We start from the raw sequence: 23,542 nt of genomic DNA on the forward strand, positions 1-23,542 counted from the left end.
CGGACGTGCCGGGGAGCCTCCTGACGTACGGCCGTCAGCCGTTACTTGGCGACCGCTTCTGCCTTCTTCACCTCGACGGGCCTGGTGGCCTCAGGCTTGAAGTCGACGCCGGCTTCCTTGCGCTGCTGCGGCGTGATGGGGGCCGGAGCGTCAGTCAGGGGGTCGTGGCCGCCGCCAGACTTCGGGAAGGCGATGACGTCGCGGATGGAGTCCACTCCCGCCAGCAGGGAAACCACGCGGTCCCAGCCGAAGGCGATGCCGCCGTGCGGAGGCGCGCCGTACTTGAACCCTTCAAGCAGGAAGCCGAACTTGGTCTGGGCGTCCTCCTTGTCCAGGCCCATCAGTTCAAAGACGCGCTCCTGCACGTCGCGCTGGTGGATACGGATGGAGCCGCCGCCGATTTCGTTGCCGTTGCAGACAATGTCGTAGGCGTAGGACAGCGCGGACTCGGGGTCCTTGTCGAAGGTGTCCAGGAACTCGGGCTTGGGCGAGGTGAAGGCGTGGTGGACGGCGGTCCACTGGCCGGCACCCACCGCCACGTCGCCGGAGGCCACGGCTGCGGCAGCAGGTTCGAACATGGGCGCGTCCACTACCCAGCAGAACGCCCAGGCGCTGGGGTCGATCAAACCGGTGCGGTGCCCGATTTCCACGCGGGCGGCACCCAGGAGGGCGCGGGACGGCGTCTTCTCGCCGGCGGCGAAGAAGATGCAGTCGCCGGGCTTGGCTCCCACGGCGTCGGCCAGGCCGGCCCGCTCGGTGTCGGTGAGGTTCTTGGCCACCGGGCCGGCAAGCTCGCCGTCCTCCTTGTACAGGACGTAGGCCAGGCCCTTGGCGCCGCGCTGCTTGGCCCATTCCTGCCAGGCGTCCAGGGCACGGCGTGCCTGGGACGCCCCGCCGGGCATCACGACGGCACCCACGTACGGGGCCTTGAAGACGCCGAAGTTGGTGTCCTTGAAGAATTCGGTGAGCTCGGTCAGCTCCTGGCCGAAGCGAAGGTCCGGCTTGTCGGAACCGAAGCGGGCCATCGCGTCGGCATAGGTGATCCGCTGGATGGGCGTGGGGATCTCGACGTCGATGAGCTTCCACACGGCCTGGACGATGTTTTCGCCCAGCGTGATGATGTCGTCCTGGTCCACGAAGCTGGCCTCGATGTCCAGCTGGGTGAACTCCGGCTGGCGGTCCGCGCGGAAGTCCTCGTCACGGTAGCAGCGGGCGATCTGGTAGTACTTCTCGAAGCCGCCAACCTGCAGGAGCTGCTTGAAAAGCTGCGGCGACTGCGGAAGCGCGTACCACGAGCCCGGGGCCAGGCGTGCCGGAACCAGGAAGTCACGGGCGCCTTCCGGCGTCGAACGCGTCAGCGTCGGGGTCTCAATCTCCACGAAGCCGTCCCGGTGGAGCAGTTCGCGGGCCACCCGGTTGGCTTCCGAGCGCAGCCGCAGGTTGCGGCTGGGGCCGGGGCGGCGGAGGTCCAGGTAGCGGTGCTTGAGGCGGGCTTCCTCGCCCACTTCCACGTGCTCGTCGATCTGGAACGGCAGTGGGTCCGAGGTGTTCAGGACCGTAACGTCCTCGGCGATGACCTCGATCTCACCGGTGGCAAGCGCCGGGTTCTCATTGCCTTCCGGCCGCTTGGAAACGGTGCCCTTGATCTGCAGGACGTACTCGTTGCGCAGGCCGTGGAAGACCTCTTCCTCGCGGACCACAACCTGGGCCACGCCCGAAGCATCGCGCAGGTCAACGAATGCCACACCACCGTGATCACGGCGGCGGCCCACCCAGCCGGCCAGGGTTACGGTTTGTCCAATGTGCTCGGAGCGAAGGGATCCGAGGTCATGTGTGCGCAGCACAGCACACCTTTCTAGAGAGAACAGAGGGAAAGCAGTGGGAATTTAAAAGGAACCACTCCAGGAACGGTCCCGTCCGAGTTTACCCGCTGGACGGCGGCTGTGACCGCAGGGCGGACCCGGGGCGGGCGAACCGTCCTAGACGGCGGTTGCCACCTGGGTTGCCGTGGCCACCTGGACGGTGAGGTCCTCCGACGGCGGCGCCCAGGTTTCGGGCGCGGCTGCCACCTGTTCCCCCGACCGGATGTCCTTGACCTGGTGGGTGCCGTCGTCGTCCGTGAACCAGACGAACGGGATGCCGCGCCGGTCAGCGAACTTGATCTGCTTGCCGAACTTCTCCGCCTTGGCGGCGACCTCGGTGGGGATGCCGCGGCTGCGCAACTGCGCTGCCACGTCCTGGGCTGCGTCCCAGCTGTCATCGCTCGCCAAAGCCACCAGCACCGCCGTAGGCACCGAACGGGAAGCCTTGGCCAGGTCCTGGCTCAGGATGCGGGAGACCAGCCGGGTAACGCCGATGGACAACCCGACGCCCGGGAACTTCCGGTTGCCTTTGGATGCCAGGGCGTCGTAACGGCCGCCGGAGCAGATGGAGCCCAGCTGCTCGTGGCCCACCAGGACGGTTTCCACCACTGTTCCCGTGTAGTAGTCAAGGCCGCGGGCGATGCTGAGGTCTGCCACCACCTTGCCGGGAGCCCGCTGGACAGCGGCGTCAATGACCTGTTCCAGCTCGTTCAGGCCTTCGTCCAACAGGTCGTTGCTGACGCCCAGCGCCCGGACCTGGGCCACGAAAGAGGTGTCCTCAGTGCGGATACCGGCCAGCTGCAGCGCCTTATGTGCCTGCTCATCGGTGGCACCCAGTTCTTCCTTCAGCAGTTCCGCCACCTTGGCCGGGCCCACCTTTTCGAGCTTGTCGATGCTGCGCAGCACGCCGGCGGTGTCCTCAAGGCCGATGCCCCGGTAGAAGCCTTCGGCGAGTTTGCGGTTGTTGATCCGCAGCCTGAAGTCCGGGATGGGCACCGCGCTGAGCGCCTCCGCGATCACCAGCGCGATCTCAACGTCGTAGCGGAAGGGCAGTTCACCGTCGCCCACCACATCGATGTCCGCCTGCGTGAACTCGCGGGCACGGCCTTCCTGCGGACGCTCACCCCGCCACACCTTCTGGATCTGGTAGCGGCGGAACGGGAACGCCAGGTAGCCGGCATTCTCCACAACGTACCGGGCGAAGGGGACGGTCAGGTCGAAGTGCAGTGCAAGTGCGTGCGGATCGGCTTTGCCTCCCTTGACGGGGTTGGCGCTTTCGTCGTCCTGGAGCCGGCTGAGCCCGTACACTTCCTTGTCGATTTCGCCCTTGCGCAGCAGCTGGCCCACCGTCTCCACGGCGCGGGTCTCGATGGAGCCGAACCCGTGCAGTTCGAAGACGCGGCGCAGGGTGTCCAGGACATGGAGTTCCACCAGCCGCTCCTCGGGAAGCCACTCGGGGAATCCGGACAGGGAGGCGGTGCGTGCCATGGAAGTTCTCCTCTTGGTGCGCCGGATGCAGCCGCATTTCGCCCGCTGTGGGCGCGGAACCGCGGCAGTCCAGCCAGTCATGCATAAACTATGTGCGGCAGTCAGTTTATGCGTCATCCGTGTGCATCTCTAATGCGCCGGACCGGCAGGGCTCGGCCGTCAGAAAACTGTGCCTGCGGCCTTCATGTCCGCTGCGCAGCAGCCCGACAACCAGATGGCGCAGCAGCCCGACAATGAGGAGGACCCTTGGCGGCCAGTTCACGCAGTGCACGCGAAGCCAAACGGCGTATCCAGCAGATGGAAGCCAAGCGCGAGCTGAGGCGGGACCAGGAGAAGCGGCGCAAGCGCGACAATCTCGTGGCCGCAGGTGCCGGAACCGCCGCCGTGGTGCTCGCCGTCGTCCTCCAGCTCACTGCCTTCGCCGGCAACCCGACGGAGGACGAATTCGCTGCAGCCGAGGCCGGCCTGACCAGTCCCTCCGCTACGGCCGACCCCTCTGCCAGCCCGTCAGCCCCACCCACCAATGGCCCCAACATCCCGGCCGCCGATACCGCCGCCGGCAAGACCTTCACTGGTGACCTGGTCCTGAACGGCAGCCCGCTGGGCGTGGAGCTGGACGGCACCAGCGCCCCGCAGGCGGCGGCGGTCTTCAAGTCGCTCAGCGATGAGGGCTTCTACAACGGAAAGACCTGTCATCGGCTGACCACCGCGGATGCGTTCGGCGTCCTGCAGTGCGGGTCGCCCACGGGTGACGGGCAGGGCGATCCCAATTACACCTGGGGACCCCTGGAAAACACGCCGGCCGACAATACCTATCCTGCGGGCACCATCGCCGTGGCCAGGACCGGCAACAACGCCTACGGCAATGGCACGCAGTTCTTCATCGTCTACAAGGACACTGCCATCCCGGCCGACTCGGCAGGGGGCTACACGGTGGTCGGAAGGGTGACGTCGGGACTGGACGTGGTGTCGAATATTGCTGCCGCGGGGATCACGCCGGGCAGCAGCGACACAGACGGCGCGCCTGTTGAACCAGTCACGATAGACTCGTTTTCTCTGAAGTAGGAAGCCGGGCCAACGTGGCCGCGGTGCAGAACGTGAGTATTTCCCTCCAAGCGAAAGACTTTTAGCGGTGACAGACAGTCAGAAATCCGACGAAACAGCAACAGACCTGACCGAAGCGGCGGCCGACGCCACGGACCTCGCAGGAACTGAAGCAGCCAGCACACCGGAAACGGAAGTTCCCGCCGAGGTCTCCGCCGAAGACGGTACCCCCGCAGAGGACGCCGTCGAAGCTCCAGCCGATGAGGCCCCAGCCACTGAGGCTCCGGCTGAGGAAAGCCCTTCCGTCAAGGTTCCCGAAACCGCCGCCGCACCTGCACCGGCCCCCGGCCCCCGGCCCTCCGCCCCGTCGCCCGCAGCCTTCGCCTCCCGTCCCAAGCCGGCAGCAGCAGCCCCAGCCGCAGCGGCGGTCCAGGCACCGCCGGCCACGTCGCTGGCTGAGGCCTCGAAGTGGGGACGCGTGGAAGGCGACGGGCACGTCTTCCTGGCCATCGACGGCGGCGAGCACCCCGTGGGCCAGTACCCCGGCGTGAGCGACGACGAGGCCCTGGCGTACTTTGCACGGAAATACGACGACGTGGTGGCCCAGATTGTGCTGCTTGAACAGCGGGTCAGCTCCAAGGCCCCCAGCACCGACATGCAGAAAACGGTGACGCACCTGCGGGAGCAGCTCGCCGAACGCAACATGGTGGGTGACCTGCGCGCTGCCGAGGCGCGGCTGAACAGCCTTTCCACGCAGATCTCCGAACTCGAAAAGGCGGAGAAGGCCGAGCACGACGCCGTCCGGGCGTCCGAGCTTGCTGCCCGCGAAGCCATCGTGGCTGAAGCCGAGCAGATCTCCGGCCAGGATCCCGCACAGACACAGTGGAAGACATCCAGCGCCCGCATGAACGAGCTGTTTGAGAGCTGGAAGGCTGCGCAGAAGAGCGGCGTCCGCCTGGGCCGCAGCAACGAAGACGCCCTGTGGAAGCGGTTCCGTGCCGCACGCACCGTTTTCGACCGCCACCGCAGGGCCTACTTCTCCCAGTTGGACAGCAACAACTCCACGGCCAAGGCCGCGAAGGAAAAGCTGATCGCCGAAGCTGAGGCGCTGTCCACGTCCACGGACTGGGGATTCGCCGCCGGTGAGTACCGCCGACTGATGGACCAGTGGAAGGCCTCCCCGCGGGCAAGCCGCAAGGACGACGACGCCCTGTGGGCCCGCTTCCGCGCCGCGCAGGATGTGTTCTTCACGAACCGGCAGGCCGCCAACGACGAGATCGACCAGGAGTATGCCGCCAACCTCACCGTCAAGGAAGCCCTCCTGACGGAAGCCAACGCAATCCTTCCGGTTAAGGACCTTGCAGCCGCCAAGAAGGCACTGCAGTCCGTCCGTGACCGGTGGGAAGAGGCCGGCAAGGTACCGCGCGCCGATATGGGCCGCATCGAGGCCGGGCTCCGCAAGGTTGAGGACGCCGTGCGCCACGCCGAGGAAGAGCAGTGGCAGCGGTCCAACCCGGAGCGTAAGGCACGCACCAACAGCGCCCTGTCCCAGCTCGAGTCCGCCATCGCCGGCCTGCAGGATGACCTGGCCAAGGCGGAAAAGAGCGGCGACCAGCGCAAGATCAAGGCTGCGCAGGAAGCCCTCGAGGCGCGCCAGGCGTGGCTTGACCAGATCCAGCGTTCGGCCAGCGAGCTCTCCTGACCTTCCGGCTGTTCCTTCAGCGGACAGGCCCGGTTCCGGTTTTCCACAAAACCGGAACCGGGCCTGTTCCCGTTAACGGGGTTCGCGGCAGGATGGATGGATGGCGACACCATCGGTTCCTTCCACCGCCGCAGCAGGCATTGACCCGCCGCCGGGCGGTTCCCCAGCGGCGCCCCGCTTTCCCGAACTGTATGCGCCGGGCATGCCCTTTGCCTTGCCGGAACTGCAGTCGCTCGCGTCGGACGGACTGCTTGCCCGCTTCCATCAGCATGGCTACACCCTGCCGGAAGTCCTGGCCTCCCCGCAGCTGAGGGCAAGGGCTGCCGCGTCCGCCGTCCCTGCATCCGTGAGGCAGCGGGTGGTGGCGGGCCGGATGACGGCGGCATGGATCTACGGCTGTGCGGCCGAGCCGGACCGGCTTGCACTGCTGGTGGATGCCAAGCGGCGGGTGTCCAGCCTGCGCAATACCAGGGGCTGCACCCTCCACGAGGTCAAACTGGGGCCGTTCGACGTTGTCAGCCTGGGCGGTCTGATGGTCTCCAGCCCGTTGCGGACGGCACTGGACGTCGCGCTGCACGTCGATGCCGAGCGGGCCGTGCCCACGCTTGAGCGGTTACTGGCGCGCCCGCAAAAGGACGTGCGGCTACGGCTGCTGGTCCTCGCAATTGAGGCATCGCCGCGGGTGCCGCACAAAAGGGCGGCACTGGACAAGCTGGCCCGGCTAGCTCCGGCGCTTATTTCCAGTGGTGCGGTAGACGTCAAAGACACCGTCGATCCGGCGGACGGCGCTGAGGACGTGGCTCAGGTACTTGGGGTCGCCCATCTCGAAGGCGAACTTTGAGATGGCCACACGGTCGGTGGATGTGTGAACGCTGGCGGCAAGGATGTTCACATGGTTTTCCGAAAGCACCCGGGTCACGTCGGACAGCAGGGACTTGCGGTCCAGGGCTTCCACCTGGATCTCGACGAGGAACACGCTTGACTGGGTGGGTGCCCAGTCCACATCAACAATCCGGTCCGGCTGGTCCTTCAGGTCCGAAATGTTGGTGCAGTCCGTCCGGTGCACGGATACGCCCGAACCGCGGGTCACGAAGCCCAGGATGGGGTCGGGCGGTACCGGGGTGCAGCAGCGCGCCAGTTTGACCCAGACGTCGCCGACGCCACGGACAACCACACCGGAATCCGAGAACCGCGCCTTGGTGACCTGGGTGGGGATGCTGACTTCGGAGATGTCGTCGTCGGCGCTCTCGTTGCCGCCGAGGCTTTCGACGAGTTTCTCCATCACCGACTGGGCGGAGGTGTGGCCGTCGCCCACGCCGGCGTAGAGGCCGGAAATGTCCACGTACTTGAATTCTTCGGCAACCGCTGCCAGGGCCTCGTGCGTCATCAGGCGCTGCAGCGGAAGGTTCTGCTTCCGCATGGCCCGGGTCAGGAGTTCCTTGCCGCGGTCGATCGCCTCTTCGCGGCGTTCCTTGCTGAACCACTGCCGGATCTTGTTCCGGGCACGTGCGCTCTTGACGAAGTGCTGCCAGTCCTGGCTGGGCCCGGCGCCTTCGGCCTTGGACGTGAAAATTTCCACCCAGTCGCCGTGGTTCAGTTCGCTGTTGAGCGGAACCAGCTTCCCGTTGACGCGGGCGCCGATGGTGCGGTGTCCAACTTCCGTATGGACCGCATAGGCGAAATCGACAGGGGTGGAGCCGGCCGGAAGCGCCATGACCTCACCCTTGGGGGTGAAGACGAACACCTCCCGGGCGTTGATCTCGAAGCGCAGGGAGTCCAGGAACTCGCCCGGATCGGAGGTCTCCTGCTGCCAGTCCACCAGGGAGCGGAGCCAGCCCATGTCGCCGTCACGGGGGCTGCCGGGGCCCACGGCGGTGCGGTTGGGCTGGTCCTTGTACTTCCAGTGTGCTGCCACACCGTATTCCGCGCGGCGGTGCATTTCGTGGGTCCGGATCTGGATTTCCACGGGCTTGCCGCCGGGGCCGATCACCGTGGTGTGCAGCGACTGGTACATGTTGAACTTGGGCATCGCAATGTAGTCCTTGAACCTGCCGGGCAGCGGGTTCCAGCGCGAATGCATCGTGCCCAGGGCTGCATAGCAGTCCCGGACGGAGTCCACGAGGACGCGGACGCCCATGAGGTCGTTGATGTCGTCGAAGTCCTTGTCGCGGACGATCATCTTTTGGTAGATCGAGTAGTAGTGCTTGGGCCGTCCTGTGATGGTGGCCTTGATCCGGGCGGTGCGCAGGTCCTCGGTGATCTGGTCACGGATGACGCTCAGGCTCTTCTCGCGCTCGGGCGTCCTGTCCCCCACCATCCGCACGATCTCTTCGTACACCTTGGGGTACAGTGCGGCGAAGGAGAGGTCCTCCAGCTCCCACTTGATGGTGTTCATGCCCAGGCGGTGCGCCAGCGGAGCGAAGATCTCCAGGGTTTCGCGGGCCTTGCGTGCCGACGATTCGGCCGAGACGAAGCGCCAGGTGCGGGCGTTGTGCAGCCGGTCGGCCAGTTTGATCATCAGGACACGGATGTCCTTGGCCATCGCGACAACCATCTTGCGGACCGTTTCGGACTGGGCTGCCTCGCCGAAGCTGACCTTGTCCAGCTTGGTGACGCCGTCAACCAGCATGGCCACTTCGGGGCCGAAGTCCCGCTTCAGGTCAGCGAGGGTGTAGGGGGTGTCCTCTACAGTGTCGTGCAGGAGGGCAGCTGCCAGGGTGGTTCCGCTGAGCCCCAGCTCGGCGAGGATGGTGGCCACTGCCACGGGGTGGGTGATGTACGGATCGCCGCTTTTCCGTTTCTGGCCCCGGTGGCTCTGCTCCGCGACGTCGAACGCGCGCTGGATGAGGTCGAAGTCCTCTTTGGGGTTGTTGGCCCGTACGGTCCTCAGCAGCGGCTCGAGGATGGGCGAATAGGTGGCGGTGCCGCGCCCGGTCAGGCGGGCCAGCCTGGAGCGGGTTCGCTCCCTGCGCCCGGGAAATGTGGGGCGGGACCCCGAGTTGTCAACGGGCACCAATGAGCCAGGGCGCGCTGATGCCGCAACCCCGGTTTGTACACCGGCAGGATTCTTGTCTCCCTGTGCCGTTGGCGCCGACGCCGAACGTTCTTCCAATGAAGCACCCCTCACCACCGTCTTAATTACTTCAGTCTATTCCCCGCGACGGCGACTTTTATAACCGGCCCCTAAATGTCCGCCGAAGGAACAGGCAAGGGCCGGACACCTGAGGTGTCCGGCCCTTGCTGGCTCTCAGGCAGTCAGCCTGGAGTGTTGCGCCCGTTCGTGCATTGCGCCTGTTCAGGCCTGGGCAGGTTCAGCCGAAGCGGGCCGTTCCGTGGTGCTGGCCCGGCGGTGCTCCACGCGCTTGGCCTGCCTGACAAGGTCCGGCTCGTTCTGCCGCAGCCAGGCGTACATCGGGGCAGCGACGAAGATCGTGGCGGCCGTGCCAATGAGGATGCCGACAAACAGCGCCAGCGAGAGGTCGCGGAGAGTACCCGCACCCAGCAGGCCTGCACCGATGAACAGAATGGCACCCACCGGGAGGATGGCCACCATCATGGTGTTGATCGAGCGGACCAGGGTCTGGTTCACGGCGAGGTTGACTTCCTCCGCGAACGTGCGGCGCGTCGAAGCGTCCAGTTCTGCCGTATTTTCGCGGATCTTATCGAACACCACCACCGTGTCGTAGAGCGAGTAGCTCAGGACGGTGAGGAAGCCGATGATGGCCGACGGCGTCACTTCGAAGTCGCTGAGGGCATAGACGCCGGCCGTGATGAACATGGTCACTGCCATGCCCGCGATCGCAGAAAGCGACATCTTCCAGGTCCGGAAGTAGAGTGCCATCAGCACGGCAGCGAGGAGCACGAAGATCACCAGGCCGATCAGTGCCTGCTTGGTGACGTCGGCGCCCCAGGTGGGTCCCACGAAGGTCGAGGTCACCTCGTTGTCGGTGACGCCGTACGCCGTGGTCAGGCCCTCCTTGATCCGGAGTGTCTCATCATCCGTGAGCTTGTCCGTCTGGATCCGCATGGTGGTTCCGGCCACGTTGGCTACGCGGGGAACACTGCCCTCCACCACGTCCGTGACGGCTTTCTCGCCCAGGGCCGCGTCCGTGGTCTTCACGTTGGAGACCGTGAACTCGGATCCGCCCCGGAATTCAATGCCCAGGTTGAAGCCGCCCTTGGCCACCGGGATGATGATGGACAGGGCCACCGCGACGGCGGCGATGATGAACCAGATTTTCTTGGAACCCACAAAGTTGTAGGAACGCTTTCCGGTGTAGAGCTCGTTACCGAAGTTGGCGAAGCCGGACATTACTTGTTCTCCTTCGCTGCGGTCTTCGAGGAGCCGGCAAGCTGCTCCTGCTTCTCCGCCAGGCGGCGTTCCGCGATGGTCATCCTGCGTTCAGCTTCCGCCGCCGCGCCGGCGTTCTTGGCACGCACCACCGACGGTTTGTCCTCGGGGGTGCGCAGGCGTCCGGCACCGCGATAGAGCGGCACGGCTCCCAGGCGCTTGGGATCAAGGCCGGACAGCGGGTGGCCCTCGCCAAAGAACCTGGTGCGGGCGAGCAGCTGCAGCGTGGGGTGCGTGAACATGAACACCACGATGAGGTCGGCGATGGCGGTCAGGCCCAGGGTGAAGGCGAATCCGCGGACGTTGCCCACTGCTACGAAGTACAGGACCAGCGCGGCCAGCAGGTTGACTGCCTTGGAGGCAAGCACGGTGCGCTTGGCCCGCTTCCAGCCGTTCTCGACGGCGGACACCAGGCCGCGGCCTTCGCGCAGCTCATCACGGATCCGTTCGAAGTAGACGATGAACGAGTCCGCTGTCTGGCCGATGGCAACGATGATGCCGGCGACGCCGGCCAGGGACAGGCGGTAGTTTTCCGTCCAGCCGAGGATGGCGATGGCCAGGTAGGTGAGGACACCGGCCACCACCAGGGAGGCGATGGTGACGAAGCCCAGCGCCCGGTATTGGAAGAGCGAGTAGACCACCACCAGCAGGAGCCCGATCAGGCCGGCAAGAAGGCCCATGCGCAGCTGTTCGCCACCCAGGGTGGCGGAAATCTGCTGCTCACTCTGGATTTCGAAGCTGATTGGAAGGGCGCCGAACCGGAGCTGGTCGGAGAGTGCTTTGGCCGTCTGCTCCGTAAAGCCGCCCGTGATCTGCGGACGGCCGTCGGTGATGACAGCCAGCGAACGGGGTGCGGAGATGACCTGGTCGTCCAGGACGATGGCGAACTGGGCCTTGGGGTCGGTGCCCGATTCCCCGCCGGCGGCGACGTAGAACTGGTTCAGGCGCTCGGTGACTTCCTTGAACTTGGCCGTTCCCTCGTCGTCGAACTGGATGTTCACTGCCCAGTCGTTGGTGACGGCTCCCTGTGCGCCCTGCTGCAGCTGGAAGGACGAGGTGACAATGTTGCTGCCTTTGACCTCAACCGGCCCCAGGATGTACTTGATGGCAGGCGTGGTGTCAGTGGCGGGTTCGCAGGTGACCAGCGGCTTGGCCGGGTCGGAGCGTTCCTGCTCGTCCTGCGACGGATTGTCGCAGTCCAGGGTCTCGAACTGGCGGTAGATTTCGGGCGTGATCCAGTTGATGTCGCTGCTGTTGGCGGGCTGGGCGGTCGGCTTGGGCAGCTGGTCTTCGGGTGCCCGGGACTCCTCGGGAACCGGCGCACCGGCTCCGTTGAGGAGCACGGGGCGGAAGTTCATGTCAGCGGACGCCTGGATCAGGTCGCGGGTCTGGCTGGAGGGGGTTCCGGGAAGGCTGACCACCACGTTGCGCCCGGACTGGGTGCTGATTTCGGCTTCGGCGACGCCTGAGCCGTCAACCCTTTGGCGGATGATGGCCACAGCCTGGTTGAGCTGCTCTTCGTTGATGTCCGAACCGCCCTCAACCTTGGGCGCCAGGATCATCTGGGTTCCGCCTTCGAGGTCCAGAGCCAGCTTGGGCGCCCAGCTTGCCTGCCCGCCCAGGGTGCCGCCGGCCAGGACGGCGGTCAGCGCGGCGATGATTACACCGAGCCAGACCAGGACCCTGAGGCCTGGTTTCTTGGGGCCAGTTCGTGCCATTGTCGATCTTTCTCTTATTCACGGAGGAACCGCCGGTGCCTGCTGTTGCTTGCACCGGCGGTGACCCGCTGCGGTAGAGGTGAAAAGCGGTGCGGGACTAGATGTCCTTTTTGCCCTCATCGTTGAGGCGCTTCAGGGTTTCGTCAGGCGTCTCGGCCGGCACGGCGGTGCTTCCGGTGTCCTGGACGGTGAGGGAAGAGGCATCGTCCGGCACGGCGGGGGACTCGGCTTCCGCCACCGGCACTGCGGCCGGCTCCACGATCTTGGTGACGGCCTGGCGGTGCACGGTGGCCAGGTTGCCGGGGGAAAGCTCAAGGGTGACCTTGTTCTCAGCCTCGTCAATGCTCGCGATCCGGCCAAAGAGGCCGAAGCTGGTCATAACGTCGACGCCCGGGGCGAACTGCGACTGGAGCTCCGCCTGCTGCTGCTGCGTCTTCTTGTTGCGGCGGAACATCATGAAGATGAACACGCCGAGCATGACGAACAGGAGAATTGACATTAGATCCAAGGGGAATTCCGTCCTTTTATTTTTAGCTAGCTGAATTTCCAGCAACATCGGCTTCGCTCCGGCCGGGCCAGGACCCTCAGGCAGGCAGAGGCCTGACCGGTTCCTTCCCCAGCGACGCAGGGGGCCGGTGCCACCCACGAAACAGAGACCCGAACGTGCCGGGCGTCATACCAGTCTAAAGGGAAAAGCTGAAGGGAGCCTGCTATTGGCTTTCCGGAGCCCAATCCCCTGCCGCTTCGTCGCCGCCCGTCCCGGGGTCGAACAGGTCCAGCTGCTCCTGCGCGAAGACACCGGACGGGACGGCATAGCCGAGGTGGGTCCAGGCCGGGGCCATGGCGATCCGGCCCCGCGGGGTGCGGCCAAGAAGCCCTTCACGGACCAGGAAAGGCTCGGCCACCGTTTCCACGGTTTCGGTTTCTTCGCCGACGGCGATGGCCAGGGTGGAAAGCCCCACCGGTCCCCCGCCGAACTTGGTGATGAGGGCCTCAAGCACCGAACGGTCCAGGCGGTCCAGCCCCTTTTTGTCCACCTCGTACATGTCCAGGGCAGCGGAGGCTGCCCGCGCGTCGATTTGTTCGATGCCGTGAACCAGCGCCCAGTCCCGGACGCGGCGCAGCAGCCTGTTGGCGATACGGGGTGTCCCGCGTGAACGGCCGGCGATTTCGGTGAAGCCGGCGGAGTTCACCTTCAGATCCAGCAGCCCGGCGGAGCGGCGCAGGACGAGCTCCAGTTCCGGCACGGAGTAGAACTCCAGGTGTCCGGTGAAGCCGAACCTGTCGCGCAGCGGCCCGGGAAGCAGCCCGGCACGGGTTGTTGCACCCACCAGCGTGAACGGGGGCAGTTCCAGCGGGATGGCCGTGGCGCCGGCGCCCTTGCCCACCACGATGTCCACCCGGAAGTCCTCCATGGCCATGTAAAGCATCTCTTCGGCCGGGCGGGACATGCGGTGGATTTCGTCGAGGAACAGGACCTCGCCCTCGGACAGGGAGGAAAGGATGGCTGCGAGGTCTCCGGCGTGCTGGATGGCGGGACCGCTGCTGATGCGCAGGGGGGCGTTCATCTCGGACGCGACAATCATGGCAAGGGTGGTCTTGCCGAGGCCGGGCGGTCCGGAGAACAGCACATGGTCTGCGCTGCGGCCCCGCATGCGCGATGCCTGCAGAACCAGCGAGAGCTGTTTCCGAACCCGGTGCTGGCCCACAAAGTCGTGCAGGTTCTTGGGCCGGAGGGCGGCTTCGATGGCGCGTTCTTCCGGCTCCTCCCCCGCCGCCACCAGGGACGGTTCAGCCACGGCTGCCTACACGGTTGCCGGCACGCGCCCCGTCCTGGCCGAGCCAGCGCAGGGTGGTGCGCAAAATCTCAGGAACGTTGCCACGGAAGGAGACCTCAGGATCGTCCGCCAACGCCTTGTCGATGCTGGTTGACGCATCCTTCTCAGACCAGCCGAGGCTGGTCATGGCGGCAACCACCTGTGGCTTCCAGGCGGCCTCGGCGGCGGTGGGCGCCGCCGCTGAACCGGCGGTGCCGTGCGGGACGAGTTTTCCGGCCAGTTCCAGCACGATCCGGCCTGCCACCTTGGGACCGATGCCGGGAACTTTGGTGAAGGTCTTGCTGTCGCCGGTGTGGGCTGCAACCCGGATGGCCTCGGGATCATGGACTGCCAGGACAGCCAATGCCAGCCTGGGGCCCACTCCGCTGACGCTGAGCAGCACGTCGAACACATCGCGTTCGTCGTCGGAGGCGAAACCAAAAAGCGTGAGGGAATCCTCCCGGACGATCAGGGAGGTGAACAGCTTTCCTTCCTCGCCGGTGCGCAAGCCACTGAGGGTCTGCGGGGTGGCGTAGACGCTCATCCCGGCACCGTTGAGGTCAATCACGGCCGTGGACAGGCCTACGTGCGCTACGGTTCCGCGGAGGAAACTGATCAAAGCCGGGCTCCTGGTGTCTGCCGGCCTTCTGGGAACGAGCCGGCTATCCGAACATATTTACTAATACCCTAGCAAGAGGCGGGGACATTCAGCGTGCGCGCCGCGCCTTGGCTTCAGCCTCTGCCCATGCCCGCTGCGCCGGAGTGAGCGATGAACTCCCCGGGCCCGTGGTGGCCACGGACGCGCCGCTGCCCGCGCGCCAGGCGTGCGTGATGGCCAGGGCGAGGGCGTCCGCGGCGTCGGCGGGGCGTGGCGGGGCGTCCAGGCGGAGGATCTTGGTGACCAGTTTGGTGACCGCATCCTTGTTGGACGAGCCGCTGCCCGTCACCGCCGCCTTGACCTCCGAGGGCGTGTGCAGGGCCACGGGAATTCCGCGGCGGGCCGCGGCGGCGATCACCACCCCGGAGGCCTGGGCCACGCCCATCACGGTGCTGACATTGAGTTGGGAAAAGACGCGTTCGACGGCGAGCACCTGCGGCTCGTAGCGGTCCAGCCACTCATCGATGGCCAGGGCGATCACGAGGAGGCGCTGGTCAAGTGTCTCGTCCGGGGAGGTGCCCACCACACCAACCGCAACCATGGTGGCCCGCCTGTTGCGTTCGACATCCACCACACCGATTCCGCAGCGGGTGAGGCCGGGGTCCACGCCCAGAACGCGCAGCGTCACGGGCGCAGGACTTCAGCAGGCAAGGCCAAACGTCACTCGGATTCCAGGGCGGCCTGGACTTCGTCGGTGAGGTCGGCGTTGCTGTAGACGTTCTGGACGTCGTCGAGGTCCTCAAGGGCATCGGCGAGCTTGAGGAACTTGCGGGCACCGTCGACGTCCAGCTCCACCTGCATGGACGGCACGAACTCCACCTCGTCGGTGTCGTATTCGATGCCGGCTTCCTTCAGCGCCTCGCGGATGGCAGGCAGGTCGCCGGGCTCGGAGTGGATTTCGAAGGTGTCGCCGTTGTCCTTGACTTCCTCGGCGCCGGCATCCAGGACCGCCATCAGGACGTCGTCCTCGCTGAGTCCGTTCTTCGGCAGGTTCACCACGCCCTTGCGGGTGAAGAGGTAGCTGACGGAGCCGGGATCGGCGATGGTGCCGCCGTTGCGGGAAATGGCGAGGCGGACCTCGGAGGCGGCGCGGTTCTTGTTGTCCGTCAGGCACTCGACCAGCAGGGCCGAGCCCTGGGGACCGCGGGCTTCGTACATGATCTCGGTGTAGTCCACCACTTCGCCGGTAAGGCCGGCCCCGCGCTTGATGGCGCGGTCGATGTTGTCATTGGGGACGGACGTCTTCTTCGCCTTGGTGACGGCCAGTTCCAGGCCGGGGTTGCCCGCGAGGTCCGGGCCGCCCATCCGGGCTGCAACTTCGATGTTCTTGATCAGCTTGGCGAACGACTTTGCGCGGCGGCTGTCAATGATCGCCTTCTTGTGCTTGGTCGTCGCCCATTTGGAGTGGCCTGACATGCTTTACGCTTCTCCTCTGATCATGCGGATAAAAAGTTCGTGTACGCGTTTTTCGCCAGTCACTTCCGGGTGGAAGGAGGTGGCCAGCAAGTGGCCGGAACGCACTGCAACAATTCTAGCCGTCCCGGGCAGCGGGACAGCGTGGGACGCGTGCTCGGGGTCGGCCGGTTCCACCTGTGCCAGGACTTCCACGTCCGGGCCAACCCGTTCCACCCACGGCCCGCGGATAAAGACGGCGTGGACCGGTGCGACGCCCGAATCCGTGGCGCTGAAATCCAGGCCCTTGAATTCAAGGTCCGCTTCGAAGGACTCACGCTGGCGGCCGAAGGCGTTGCGCCGGACAGTGATATCCAGGCCGCCAAATGTCTGCTGCGGATTGCCGGCGAGGTCAGTGGCGGGGTCGGCGATGTCAGAGGCCAGCAGGATCATCCCTGCGCAGGATCCGTAGACGGGCAGCCCCTCGGCAATGCGCTCCCGCAGCGGTTCCGCCAGCTCGAAGGCACGGGCCAGTTTGTCGATCGCCGTTGATTCGCCGCCGGGAATGATCAGTCCGTCCAGTCCGTCCAGTTCCTTGGGACGGCGGACGCTGACGCCCTCGGCGCCGGATGCCTCCGCTGCCCGAAGGTGCTCGCGGAAATCGCCCTGGAGCGCCAGCACGCCGATCCGCAGGCCTGCGCCAAGGCGCGCCGAAGCAGCTGAAAGGGAATTTGTCATCCATCCAGCATACGGGGACCGCGCACTTCTGCCCGTCGGGGAAGCACCCCGGCGGCGGTTGCATGCCGCTGCTGGGATATATTCGAATCATGTTTTCCTTCAGTGTTCCGCTCGGCAAGCTGGTCCGCCGGGCGTCCCGGCTCCGGGGCGGCGGTTCTGCCCTGCCGGGCCTGGTGGTCGAAAAAATCGACCCCGGCTTCATGCGGCGGACGCTCAGCACCCTCCCCCACGGTGTCGCCGTCGTCAGCGGCACCAACGGCAAAACCACCACCACCAAAATGGTGGTGGAACTGCTGGAGAGCCAGGGTCTCAAGGTCTTCACCAACCGCACCGGCAGCAACTTCACGCGCGGCGTCGCCGCGGCCCTGCTGGGCGAGGTGGACTGGCGGGGAAGGCTTAATGCCGATATCGCGGTCCTGGAGCTGGACGAGGCGCACGCCGTCCACTTCGTCAACAGCGTGCCCCCGCGCTATTGCCTCCTGCTCAACGTCCTTCGGGACCAGCTGGACCGGTTCGGTGAGATCGATAAGACGGCGCAGCTGCTCCAGCACATCGCCGCCAAGACCACGGGGACGGTTGTTCTAAACCGTGAAGACCCCCGGGTGGCCAGGATCGCCGACACCCTCACGGGGCAGGAAGTCAGGTACTTCGGCTTGGACGATTCGCTGCTTGGAACGTTCCCCAACGACGACGACATGCGCGCTGCCCCCGGAAGCCCCGCCCCGGCGGGGCTTCCGGAAAAGCCCGCTGCCGACGTCGTACTCCGAAAGGTTGGCGCGGACAGTGCCGACTTTGAGTACGACGGCGTCACGGTCACCACCGGGATGAAGCTCCGGGGGGTCTACAACATCTTTAACGCGGCCGCTGCCCTGACCCTGGCGCGGAGCATCTGCGGAAGCGGAGCGGCCACCGCGGACCACGAATCCCTGCTGGAGGCTTTGTCCCAGGTTGCGCCTGCCTTCGGCCGCGGCGAAAGCCTCACGGTGGACGGCCAGCCCCTGGACCTGGTGCTGGTCAAGAACCCCAGCGGTTTCCGGCTGGGCCTCAAGTCCTTCCCCGCCGGCGGCTACGCCACGATGATCGCCATCAATGACAATTACGCGGACGGCCGCGACATGTCATGGCTGTGGGACGTGGAATTCGACTCCCTCCGCGAGGAGGGCGTGGACCAGCTGACCGGAACCCGGGCCTACGACATGGCGCTCCGGCTGCAATACGACGACGTCCGCACCGGGGCCGTGCAGCCGGAGATAGCGCCGGCACTGGCTGCGTTCATCCGGGATGCCCAGGGCAAGCCCAAGCGCATCTTCTGCACCTACACCGCCATGCTGGCCATCCGGCGTGAACTGTCCAAAATCACCACCGTGGAGGTTGTCTCTTGAGCACTGAAACACCCGCCACGGCTGAGGGCAAGGGCACCCTCCGGGTGGTGCAGCTCTATCCGCGCGACATGAACATCTACGGCGACTGGGGCAACGCCCTGGTCCTGCAGCGGCGCATCGGCTGGCACGGCTACACGCCCGAACTGCTCGAATATAACGTCGGTGATCCTTTTCCAGATGGCGTGGACATCATTGTGGGCGGCGGCGGCCAGGACAGCGGCCAGCTGGTCATCCAGGACGACCTGCAGTCAAGGGCGGGCGCTCTCAAGGACCTGGCCGAGGACGGCGCTCCCATGCTGGTCATCTGCGGGCTTTACCAGCTGTTTGGCCGGTTTTTCAAGACCCGCACCGGCGCCGTGATCCCCGGAATCGGCATCCTTGACGTGGAAACCCACGGTACCGACGAACGCCTGATCGGAAACGTCAAGGTATCGACGCCCGAATTCGGTGAAGTCCTCGGCTACGAAAACCACAGCGGCCAGACGACGCTGGGCAGCGGGGTCCTTCCGCTCGGCTCCGTGGCCAAGGGGACCGGCAACAACAGCGACGACGGTCATGAAGGAGCCCGCTACCGCAACATCGTGGCCAGTTACCTGCACGGTTCGCTGCTGCCGAAAAACCCTGCCATTGCCGATTTCCTGATCCGCACCGCAGCTGAACGGAAGTTCGGGACGTTTGAGCCCGGCCAGCCGGATGACCGCTTCGCTGAACTGGCGAGGGAGCACGCGGCGCGCCGGCCGCGCTGAGCTGTTACTGCTCGCGGGTGATGAGGAGTTCGTGCGCGCCGGCGGCCGGTGCGCCCATCGACTCCACTACGGCCACCGTCCGCTGCCGGGTTGCGGCGTCGGCTTCCGGTCCCGCGCACGGCCCTTGCGGCGCGTCCGCGGCCACCGAGCACCACCGGTAAGGGTCGCGGACAATCACTGAGGGCGCCCATGCGAGGTCGGTGGCAGTCCACCTGCCGGAAGCATCCTGGCCGAACTGGGCGCGGACCAGCAGGCCTTCATTGTTGACCACATGCGAGGGTGAGATCTCTGTGATGCCGTTGCCCAGCCCGTACACGATCCAGGTGCCCTTGTAGTTTTCGATCGGCAGCACCGAGTGGGTGTGGTGCCCGTAGATCAGGTTGAACTGCCCGCTGTCCACAAGGGCGTGCGCCACGTCCTGCTGCTGCATGTTCGGTTGGCTGGCGTACTCGTCGCCCGCGTGCATGGCTCCCACGACGATATCCGCACCCAGTGCACGGGCTTTCTCGGCCTTGGCAATCATGGCCGTCGCGTCCAGCATGTCCACCTGCCAGGGGTGTTCCGCAATGAGCCCGTTGAGCCCATAGGTGGCCTGGATGACAGCCACTTTTGCGGCTGGTGCCTGCAAGATCAGAATCCCCTGGGATTCCGTTTCCGTACGGTACGAGCCTGTGTGCTTGAGGCCCGCCCCGTCCAGTGCGTCCAGGGTCCGCAGCAGCCCGTCCGTGCCGCGGTCGATGGTGTGGTTGCTCGCCGTGGTGCACGCCTGGTAGCCCACCGCTTTGGTGGCTGTGATGATGTGGGGCGGGACGTTGAAGGACGGATAGGCGGAGAAGGGCCCTTCCGGGACCGCCACGGGTGTTTCCTGGTGGCAGATGGCAAGGTCGCCGTTGTTAATGTAGCGGCGTTGGCCCTCCAGCAGTGGCACGAAGTCCAGGCCTGGCTTGCCGGCGGCAGCGGCGTCCTGCTGTGCCTGCTGCCAGAGCTCGGCGTGGACCAGCATGTCGCCCGTGACCAGGACCGACGTGCAGCGGAGGACCGGGCAGTCCGGACCCTTTCCGGGCGTGGGAGTGGGTGTGGGCGTGACCACCGGGGCGGTACCGGAAACTGCCCCTGCCACCGGCGCTGTTCCGGCGGAGGCAGAACCTGCCGGTGCGGACGGAGCCCCGTTCTGCTCGGCGAGCAGCCCGCAGCCCGCCAACGCCCCGGTTAGCCACAGTGCTCCGGCCAATGACATCGCCAAGGCGCGGGCGCTGATGCGCCCGGGCGCCTTACCGGCTACGGTCCCCATAGCCGCCATTCTAAAGAGGTCAGCGCCCGGCCGGTGATATTTCCCCCACATTGAGAAGCCTGCCTTGCTGTGAAAGGTTTAGCCCATGACGACGAACCCCCTTCTGGTCCCCAGTCCCCTGCCGTACGGGCTTCCGCCTTTTGGCGCGATCGATGCCTCCCATTATGGGGAAGCCCTCGAGGCCGGGCTTGCCGAACACTTGGCGGAAATCCGGGCGATCGTGGACGATCCGGCGCCGGCAGACTTCGACAACACAGTGGTGGCGATGGAACGGTCCGGGCGGCTCCTGGAGCGTGCAGCCGCGGCATTCTTCACGCTGGTGTCAGCAGATGCTTCGGAGCAGATCCGCAGCCTCGAGACCGAATATTCACCCCGGTTCTCGGCGCACCAGGACGAGATCTTCCTGAACCGGGCACTGTTCGAAAGGTTTGCGGCGGTTGATGCCTCCGCATGTGACGCCGAATCCGCCCGGCTGGTGGAGGAGTATCTGAAGGAGTTCCGGCAGTCCGGCATCCAGCTCGACGGTCCCGGACGGGAACGGCTGATGGCGATCAATGCCGAACTGGCCCGCCTCGGTACCGAATTCGGCCAGCGGGTCAAGGAAGGCATGAAGTCCTCGGCGTTGCTCCTGGACAGCGCCGGCGAACTCGCGGGCCTGCCGGCGGATGATGTTGCCGGCGCCGCCGAAGCGGCCCGGGCAGCAGGCCATGAGGGCAAATTCCTTCTCACACTCATCCAGCCCGGTAACCAGCCGGCCCTGTCAGCGCTTGAGGACCGGCATGTCCGCCGTCGTCTTTTTGAGGCTTCGGTGGCCCGCGGCAGCGGCGGCGGAAGCCTTGACGTGCTTGATCTGGCGCGTTCCATGGCAGTCCTGCGGGCGGAGAAGGCCTCCCTCCTGGGCTTCGCCAACTACGCGGAGCTGGTGGTGGACCGCCAGACCGCACCGGACTTCGGGTCCGTCCAGTCGATGCTGAACCGCCTGGCCCCGGCAGCCGTCCGTAACGCGGACACCGAGGCCGCCGCGCTGGCAGACGTTGCCGGCCACCCCCTGGAGGCCTGGGACTGGGCCTACTATTCGGCCAAGGTCCGCCGGGAAAAGTACGACGTTGATGAGCAGGCGCTCCGCCCGTACTTTGAGCTGGACCGGGTCCTGACCGATGGAGTGTTCTTTGCCGCGACGACCCTGTACGGCATTACGTTCCATGAGCGGACGGACCTGGCCGGCTACCACCCGGACGTCCGGGTCTGGGAGGTCCGCAACGAGGATGGCAGCGGGTTGGGCCTCTTCCTGGGCGACTACTACAAGCGGGAGTCCAAGCGTGGCGGAGCATGGATGAATTCCCTCGTGGACCAGTCGGCCCTGCTCGGGACCCGGCCCGTGGTCATCAACAACCTGAACATCTCCAAGCCGCCGGCTGGCGAACCCACGCTGCTGACCCTGGACGAGCTGCGGACGGCGTTCCACGAGTTTGGGCATGCCCTGCACGGTCTCTTCTCCAACGTCACGTATCCGCGGTTTTCGGGCACGTCCGTGCCCCGCGACTTCGTGGAGTACCCGTCGCAGGTCAATGAGATGTGGATCATGTGGCCGAAAGTGCTCGCCAACTATGCCCGGCACCATGCCACGGGCGAGCCGCTTCACCAGGATGTTGTGGAGCGGCTCAACGCATCCCGGCTGTGGGGCGAAGGCTTCGCCACCACGGAGTACCTGGGCGCCGCGCTGCTGGACCTGGCGTGGCATGTGCTGGAGCCCGGCGATGTGCCGGAGGACGCGCTGGAGTTTGAGGCGAAGGCCCTCGCCGCTGCAGGAATTGCCCATCCCCTGATCCCGCCGCGGTACCGGACGGGCTACTTCCAGCACATCTTTGCCGGTGCCGGGTACGCGGCCGGCTACTACTCCTATATCTGGAGCGAAGTGCTGGACGCCGAAACGGTGGACTGGTTCACCGAGAACGGTGGCCTCACCCGCGCCAACGGCGAACGCTTCCGCAAGGAGCTGCTGGCGCAAGGCAACAGCCGCGACCCGCTGGAATCCTTCCGCACCCTCCGCGGCCGCGAAGCAAGACTGGAACCGCTGCTAAAGCGCCGCGGCCTCGAGTAAACTCCCCCTCCCAACTGAGTAGCGCTAAGTGTCGTTCTGAGCCCTCAAAACGACACTTTGCGCTACCTACTTGGGTTAAGCGAACGACGCCGGTCCCCCACCACAAAAAGGTGAGGAACCGGCGTCGTACTTCTTTAGCCAACGCACACTGGCGAGGGACGGTGTCATCCGGCAGCGCGCGTAAAAGGGCCCCCGCGCCGGAAGCAGCTACTTAGCTGCCAACAACGCGCGGGGAATAGCGCGCCGAGGATGACGCCGTCCGGCGCCCCCAAGGCGACCAAAGGCAGAAGTTACCAGCCGCGCTCAGCGAGACGGTGCGGCTGGGGGATCTCGTCCACGTTGATGCCCACCATGGCTTCGCCCAGGCCGCGGGAGGCCTTGGCGATGACATCGGGATCATCGTAGAAGGTGGTGGCCTTCACGACGGCGGCCGCCCGCTGGGCGGGGTTGCCGGACTTGAAGATGCCGGAGCCGACGAACACGCCATCGGCACCGAGCTGCATCATCATGGCGGCGTCGGCCGGGGTGGCGATGCCGCCGGCGGTGAACAGCACCACCGGAAGCTTGCCGGCAGCGGCGACTTCCTTGACCAGTTCGTACGGAGCCTGCAGTTCCTTGGCCGCAACGTAGAGTTCGTCCTCGGGCAGGGCAGCGAGCTTGGCGATCTCCGAGCGGATCTGGCGCATGTGCCCGGTCGCGTTCGAGACGTCGCCGGTGCCGGCCTCGCCCTTGGAGCGGATCATCGCCGCGCCCTCGTTGATGCGGCGCAGCGCCTCACCGAGGTTGGTGGCACCGCAAACGAAGGGAACGGTGAAGTTCCACTTGTCGATGTGGTTGACGTAGTCAGCCGGGGTCAGGACCTCGGACTCGTCAATGTAGTCCACGCCCAGGGACTGCAGGATCTGGGCTTCGACGAAGTGGCCGATCCTGGCCTTGGCCATGACCGGAATGGAGACCGCATCGATGATCTGGTCGATCATGTCCGGATCGGACATCCGGGACACGCCGCCCTGGGCTCGGATATCAGCCGGAACGCGTTCCAGCGCCATCACAGCAACAGCACCGGCGTCTTCGGCGATGCGGGCCTGTTCGACGTTGACGACGTCCATGATGACGCCGCCCTTGAGCATCTCAGCCATGCCCCGCTTCACGCGGCTGCTGCCCGTGACGCTGTTCGCGGACGAACCGGCTTCGCTGCTTACATCAGGTGTAGACACAAAAACCCCTATGGGTAGATAGATGACCTTCGCCG

The 23,542-nt window shown here is 65.8% G+C and carries 19 protein-coding genes; 6 read left to right on the forward strand and 13 right to left on the reverse strand.

What is annotated here, in order from left to right; translation table 11 throughout:
• Window positions 1-41: 41 nt before the first annotated feature.
• Window positions 42-1,844, reverse strand: coding sequence for an aspartate--tRNA ligase (gene aspS / locus ACZ9BC_RS05815; protein ID WP_079596219.1), 1,803 nt, complete (start codon window positions 1,842-1,844; stop codon window positions 42-44).
• Window positions 1,845-1,979: 135 nt separating this feature from the next.
• Complete coding sequence (hisS, locus tag ACZ9BC_RS05820; RefSeq protein WP_476245125.1) at window positions 1,980-3,350, reverse strand: histidine--tRNA ligase; 1,371 nt, start codon at window positions 3,348-3,350, stop codon at window positions 1,980-1,982.
• Window positions 3,351-3,596: 246 nt separating this feature from the next.
• On the opposite strand from hisS, the gene ACZ9BC_RS05825 reads away from it, so the two are divergent.
• The 3 genes from ACZ9BC_RS05825 to ACZ9BC_RS05835 all read left to right on the forward strand — a co-directional run bounded on the left by ACZ9BC_RS05825 (window position 3,597) and on the right by ACZ9BC_RS05835 (window position 6,937).
• Window positions 3,597-4,415 (forward strand): peptidylprolyl isomerase, encoded by an 819-nt coding sequence (locus tag ACZ9BC_RS05825; protein ID WP_476245126.1) that lies wholly within the window; start codon window positions 3,597-3,599, stop codon window positions 4,413-4,415.
• 67 nt (window positions 4,416-4,482) lie between these two features.
• Window positions 4,483-6,096 (forward strand): DUF349 domain-containing protein, encoded by a 1,614-nt coding sequence (locus tag ACZ9BC_RS05830; RefSeq protein WP_476245127.1) that lies wholly within the window; start codon window positions 4,483-4,485, stop codon window positions 6,094-6,096.
• A gap of 100 nt (window positions 6,097-6,196) precedes the next feature.
• On the forward strand, window positions 6,197-6,937 hold the full coding sequence (locus tag ACZ9BC_RS05835) for a hypothetical protein (protein WP_476245128.1): 741 nt from the start codon (window positions 6,197-6,199) through the stop codon (window positions 6,935-6,937).
• Here ACZ9BC_RS05835 and ACZ9BC_RS05840 read toward each other — a convergent pair.
• The 9 genes from ACZ9BC_RS05840 to pdxT form a co-directional block, all read right to left on the reverse strand.
• A complete protein-coding gene (locus ACZ9BC_RS05840) occupies window positions 6,818-9,208 on the reverse strand; it encodes a RelA/SpoT family protein (protein ID WP_079596223.1) in 2,391 nt (796 codons plus the stop codon). The genes ACZ9BC_RS05835 and ACZ9BC_RS05840 overlap by 120 nt on opposite strands.
• A 183-nt stretch (window positions 9,209-9,391) precedes the next feature.
• Window positions 9,392-10,408: a protein translocase subunit SecF gene (secF, locus tag ACZ9BC_RS05845; protein ID WP_115525737.1), complete on the reverse strand. Its 1,017-nt coding sequence runs from the start codon at window positions 10,406-10,408 to the stop codon at window positions 9,392-9,394.
• The gene (gene secD / locus ACZ9BC_RS05850; RefSeq protein WP_476245129.1) at window positions 10,408-12,165 is read right to left on the reverse strand and encodes a protein translocase subunit SecD; all 1,758 of its coding nucleotides are present in this window, start codon (window positions 12,163-12,165) and stop codon (window positions 10,408-10,410) included. The genes secF and secD overlap by 1 nt, the downstream gene beginning before the upstream one ends.
• 97 nt (window positions 12,166-12,262) lie before the next feature.
• Window positions 12,263-12,664 carry a preprotein translocase subunit YajC gene (gene yajC / locus ACZ9BC_RS05855; RefSeq protein WP_476245130.1) on the reverse strand — a complete coding sequence of 134 codons (402 nt, stop codon included), beginning with the start codon at window positions 12,662-12,664 and terminating at the stop codon, window positions 12,263-12,265.
• Window positions 12,665-12,875: 211 nt separating this feature from the next.
• Window positions 12,876-13,964, reverse strand: a complete 1,089-nt coding sequence (ruvB, locus tag ACZ9BC_RS05860; RefSeq protein ID WP_476245131.1) for a Holliday junction branch migration DNA helicase RuvB — start codon at window positions 13,962-13,964, stop codon at window positions 12,876-12,878.
• Window positions 13,957-14,601 carry a Holliday junction branch migration protein RuvA gene (ruvA, locus tag ACZ9BC_RS05865; protein WP_476245132.1) on the reverse strand — a complete coding sequence of 215 codons (645 nt, stop codon included), beginning with the start codon at window positions 14,599-14,601 and terminating at the stop codon, window positions 13,957-13,959. Before ruvA ends, ruvB begins: the two co-directional genes overlap by 8 nt.
• An 88-nt stretch (window positions 14,602-14,689) precedes the next feature.
• A complete protein-coding gene (gene ruvC, locus ACZ9BC_RS05870) occupies window positions 14,690-15,268 on the reverse strand; it encodes a crossover junction endodeoxyribonuclease RuvC (RefSeq protein WP_476245133.1) in 579 nt (192 codons plus the stop codon).
• 32 nt (window positions 15,269-15,300) lie between these two features.
• Entirely contained in the window at window positions 15,301-16,056 is a 756-nt protein-coding gene (locus ACZ9BC_RS05875; RefSeq protein WP_476245134.1) for a YebC/PmpR family DNA-binding transcriptional regulator, read from the reverse strand.
• Window positions 16,057-16,059: 3 nt separating this feature from the next.
• On the reverse strand, window positions 16,060-16,770 hold the full coding sequence (gene pdxT / locus ACZ9BC_RS05880; RefSeq protein ID WP_476245135.1) for a pyridoxal 5'-phosphate synthase glutaminase subunit PdxT: 711 nt from the start codon (window positions 16,768-16,770) through the stop codon (window positions 16,060-16,062).
• A gap of 89 nt (window positions 16,771-16,859) precedes the next feature.
• On the opposite strand from pdxT, the gene ACZ9BC_RS05885 reads away from it, so the two are divergent.
• Both ACZ9BC_RS05885 and ACZ9BC_RS05890 read left to right on the forward strand, forming a co-directional pair.
• Complete coding sequence (locus ACZ9BC_RS05885; RefSeq protein ID WP_476245136.1) at window positions 16,860-18,152, forward strand: MurT ligase domain-containing protein; 1,293 nt, start codon at window positions 16,860-16,862, stop codon at window positions 18,150-18,152.
• A 68-nt stretch (window positions 18,153-18,220) separates the two neighbouring features.
• Window positions 18,221-18,898 (forward strand): type 1 glutamine amidotransferase, encoded by a 678-nt coding sequence (locus ACZ9BC_RS05890; RefSeq protein WP_476245399.1) that lies wholly within the window; start codon window positions 18,221-18,223, stop codon window positions 18,896-18,898.
• 4 nt (window positions 18,899-18,902) lie between these two features.
• Here the strand turns inward: ACZ9BC_RS05890 and ACZ9BC_RS05895 are convergent, their stop codons facing one another.
• Window positions 18,903-20,189, reverse strand: coding sequence for a CapA family protein (locus ACZ9BC_RS05895; RefSeq protein WP_476245137.1), 1,287 nt, complete (start codon window positions 20,187-20,189; stop codon window positions 18,903-18,905).
• Window positions 20,190-20,274: 85 nt separating this feature from the next.
• Between ACZ9BC_RS05895 and ACZ9BC_RS05900 the strand changes: the two genes are divergently transcribed.
• Window positions 20,275-22,290: a M3 family metallopeptidase gene (locus ACZ9BC_RS05900; protein WP_476245138.1), complete on the forward strand. Its 2,016-nt coding sequence runs from the start codon at window positions 20,275-20,277 to the stop codon at window positions 22,288-22,290.
• Between the two features lie 290 nt (window positions 22,291-22,580).
• Here the strand turns inward: ACZ9BC_RS05900 and pdxS are convergent, their stop codons facing one another.
• Window positions 22,581-23,507 carry a pyridoxal 5'-phosphate synthase lyase subunit PdxS gene (pdxS, locus tag ACZ9BC_RS05905; protein ID WP_115525730.1) on the reverse strand — a complete coding sequence of 309 codons (927 nt, stop codon included), beginning with the start codon at window positions 23,505-23,507 and terminating at the stop codon, window positions 22,581-22,583.
• Window positions 23,508-23,542 lie beyond the last annotated feature (35 nt).

This window comes from Pseudarthrobacter sp. TE3704 (assembly GCF_056279405.1).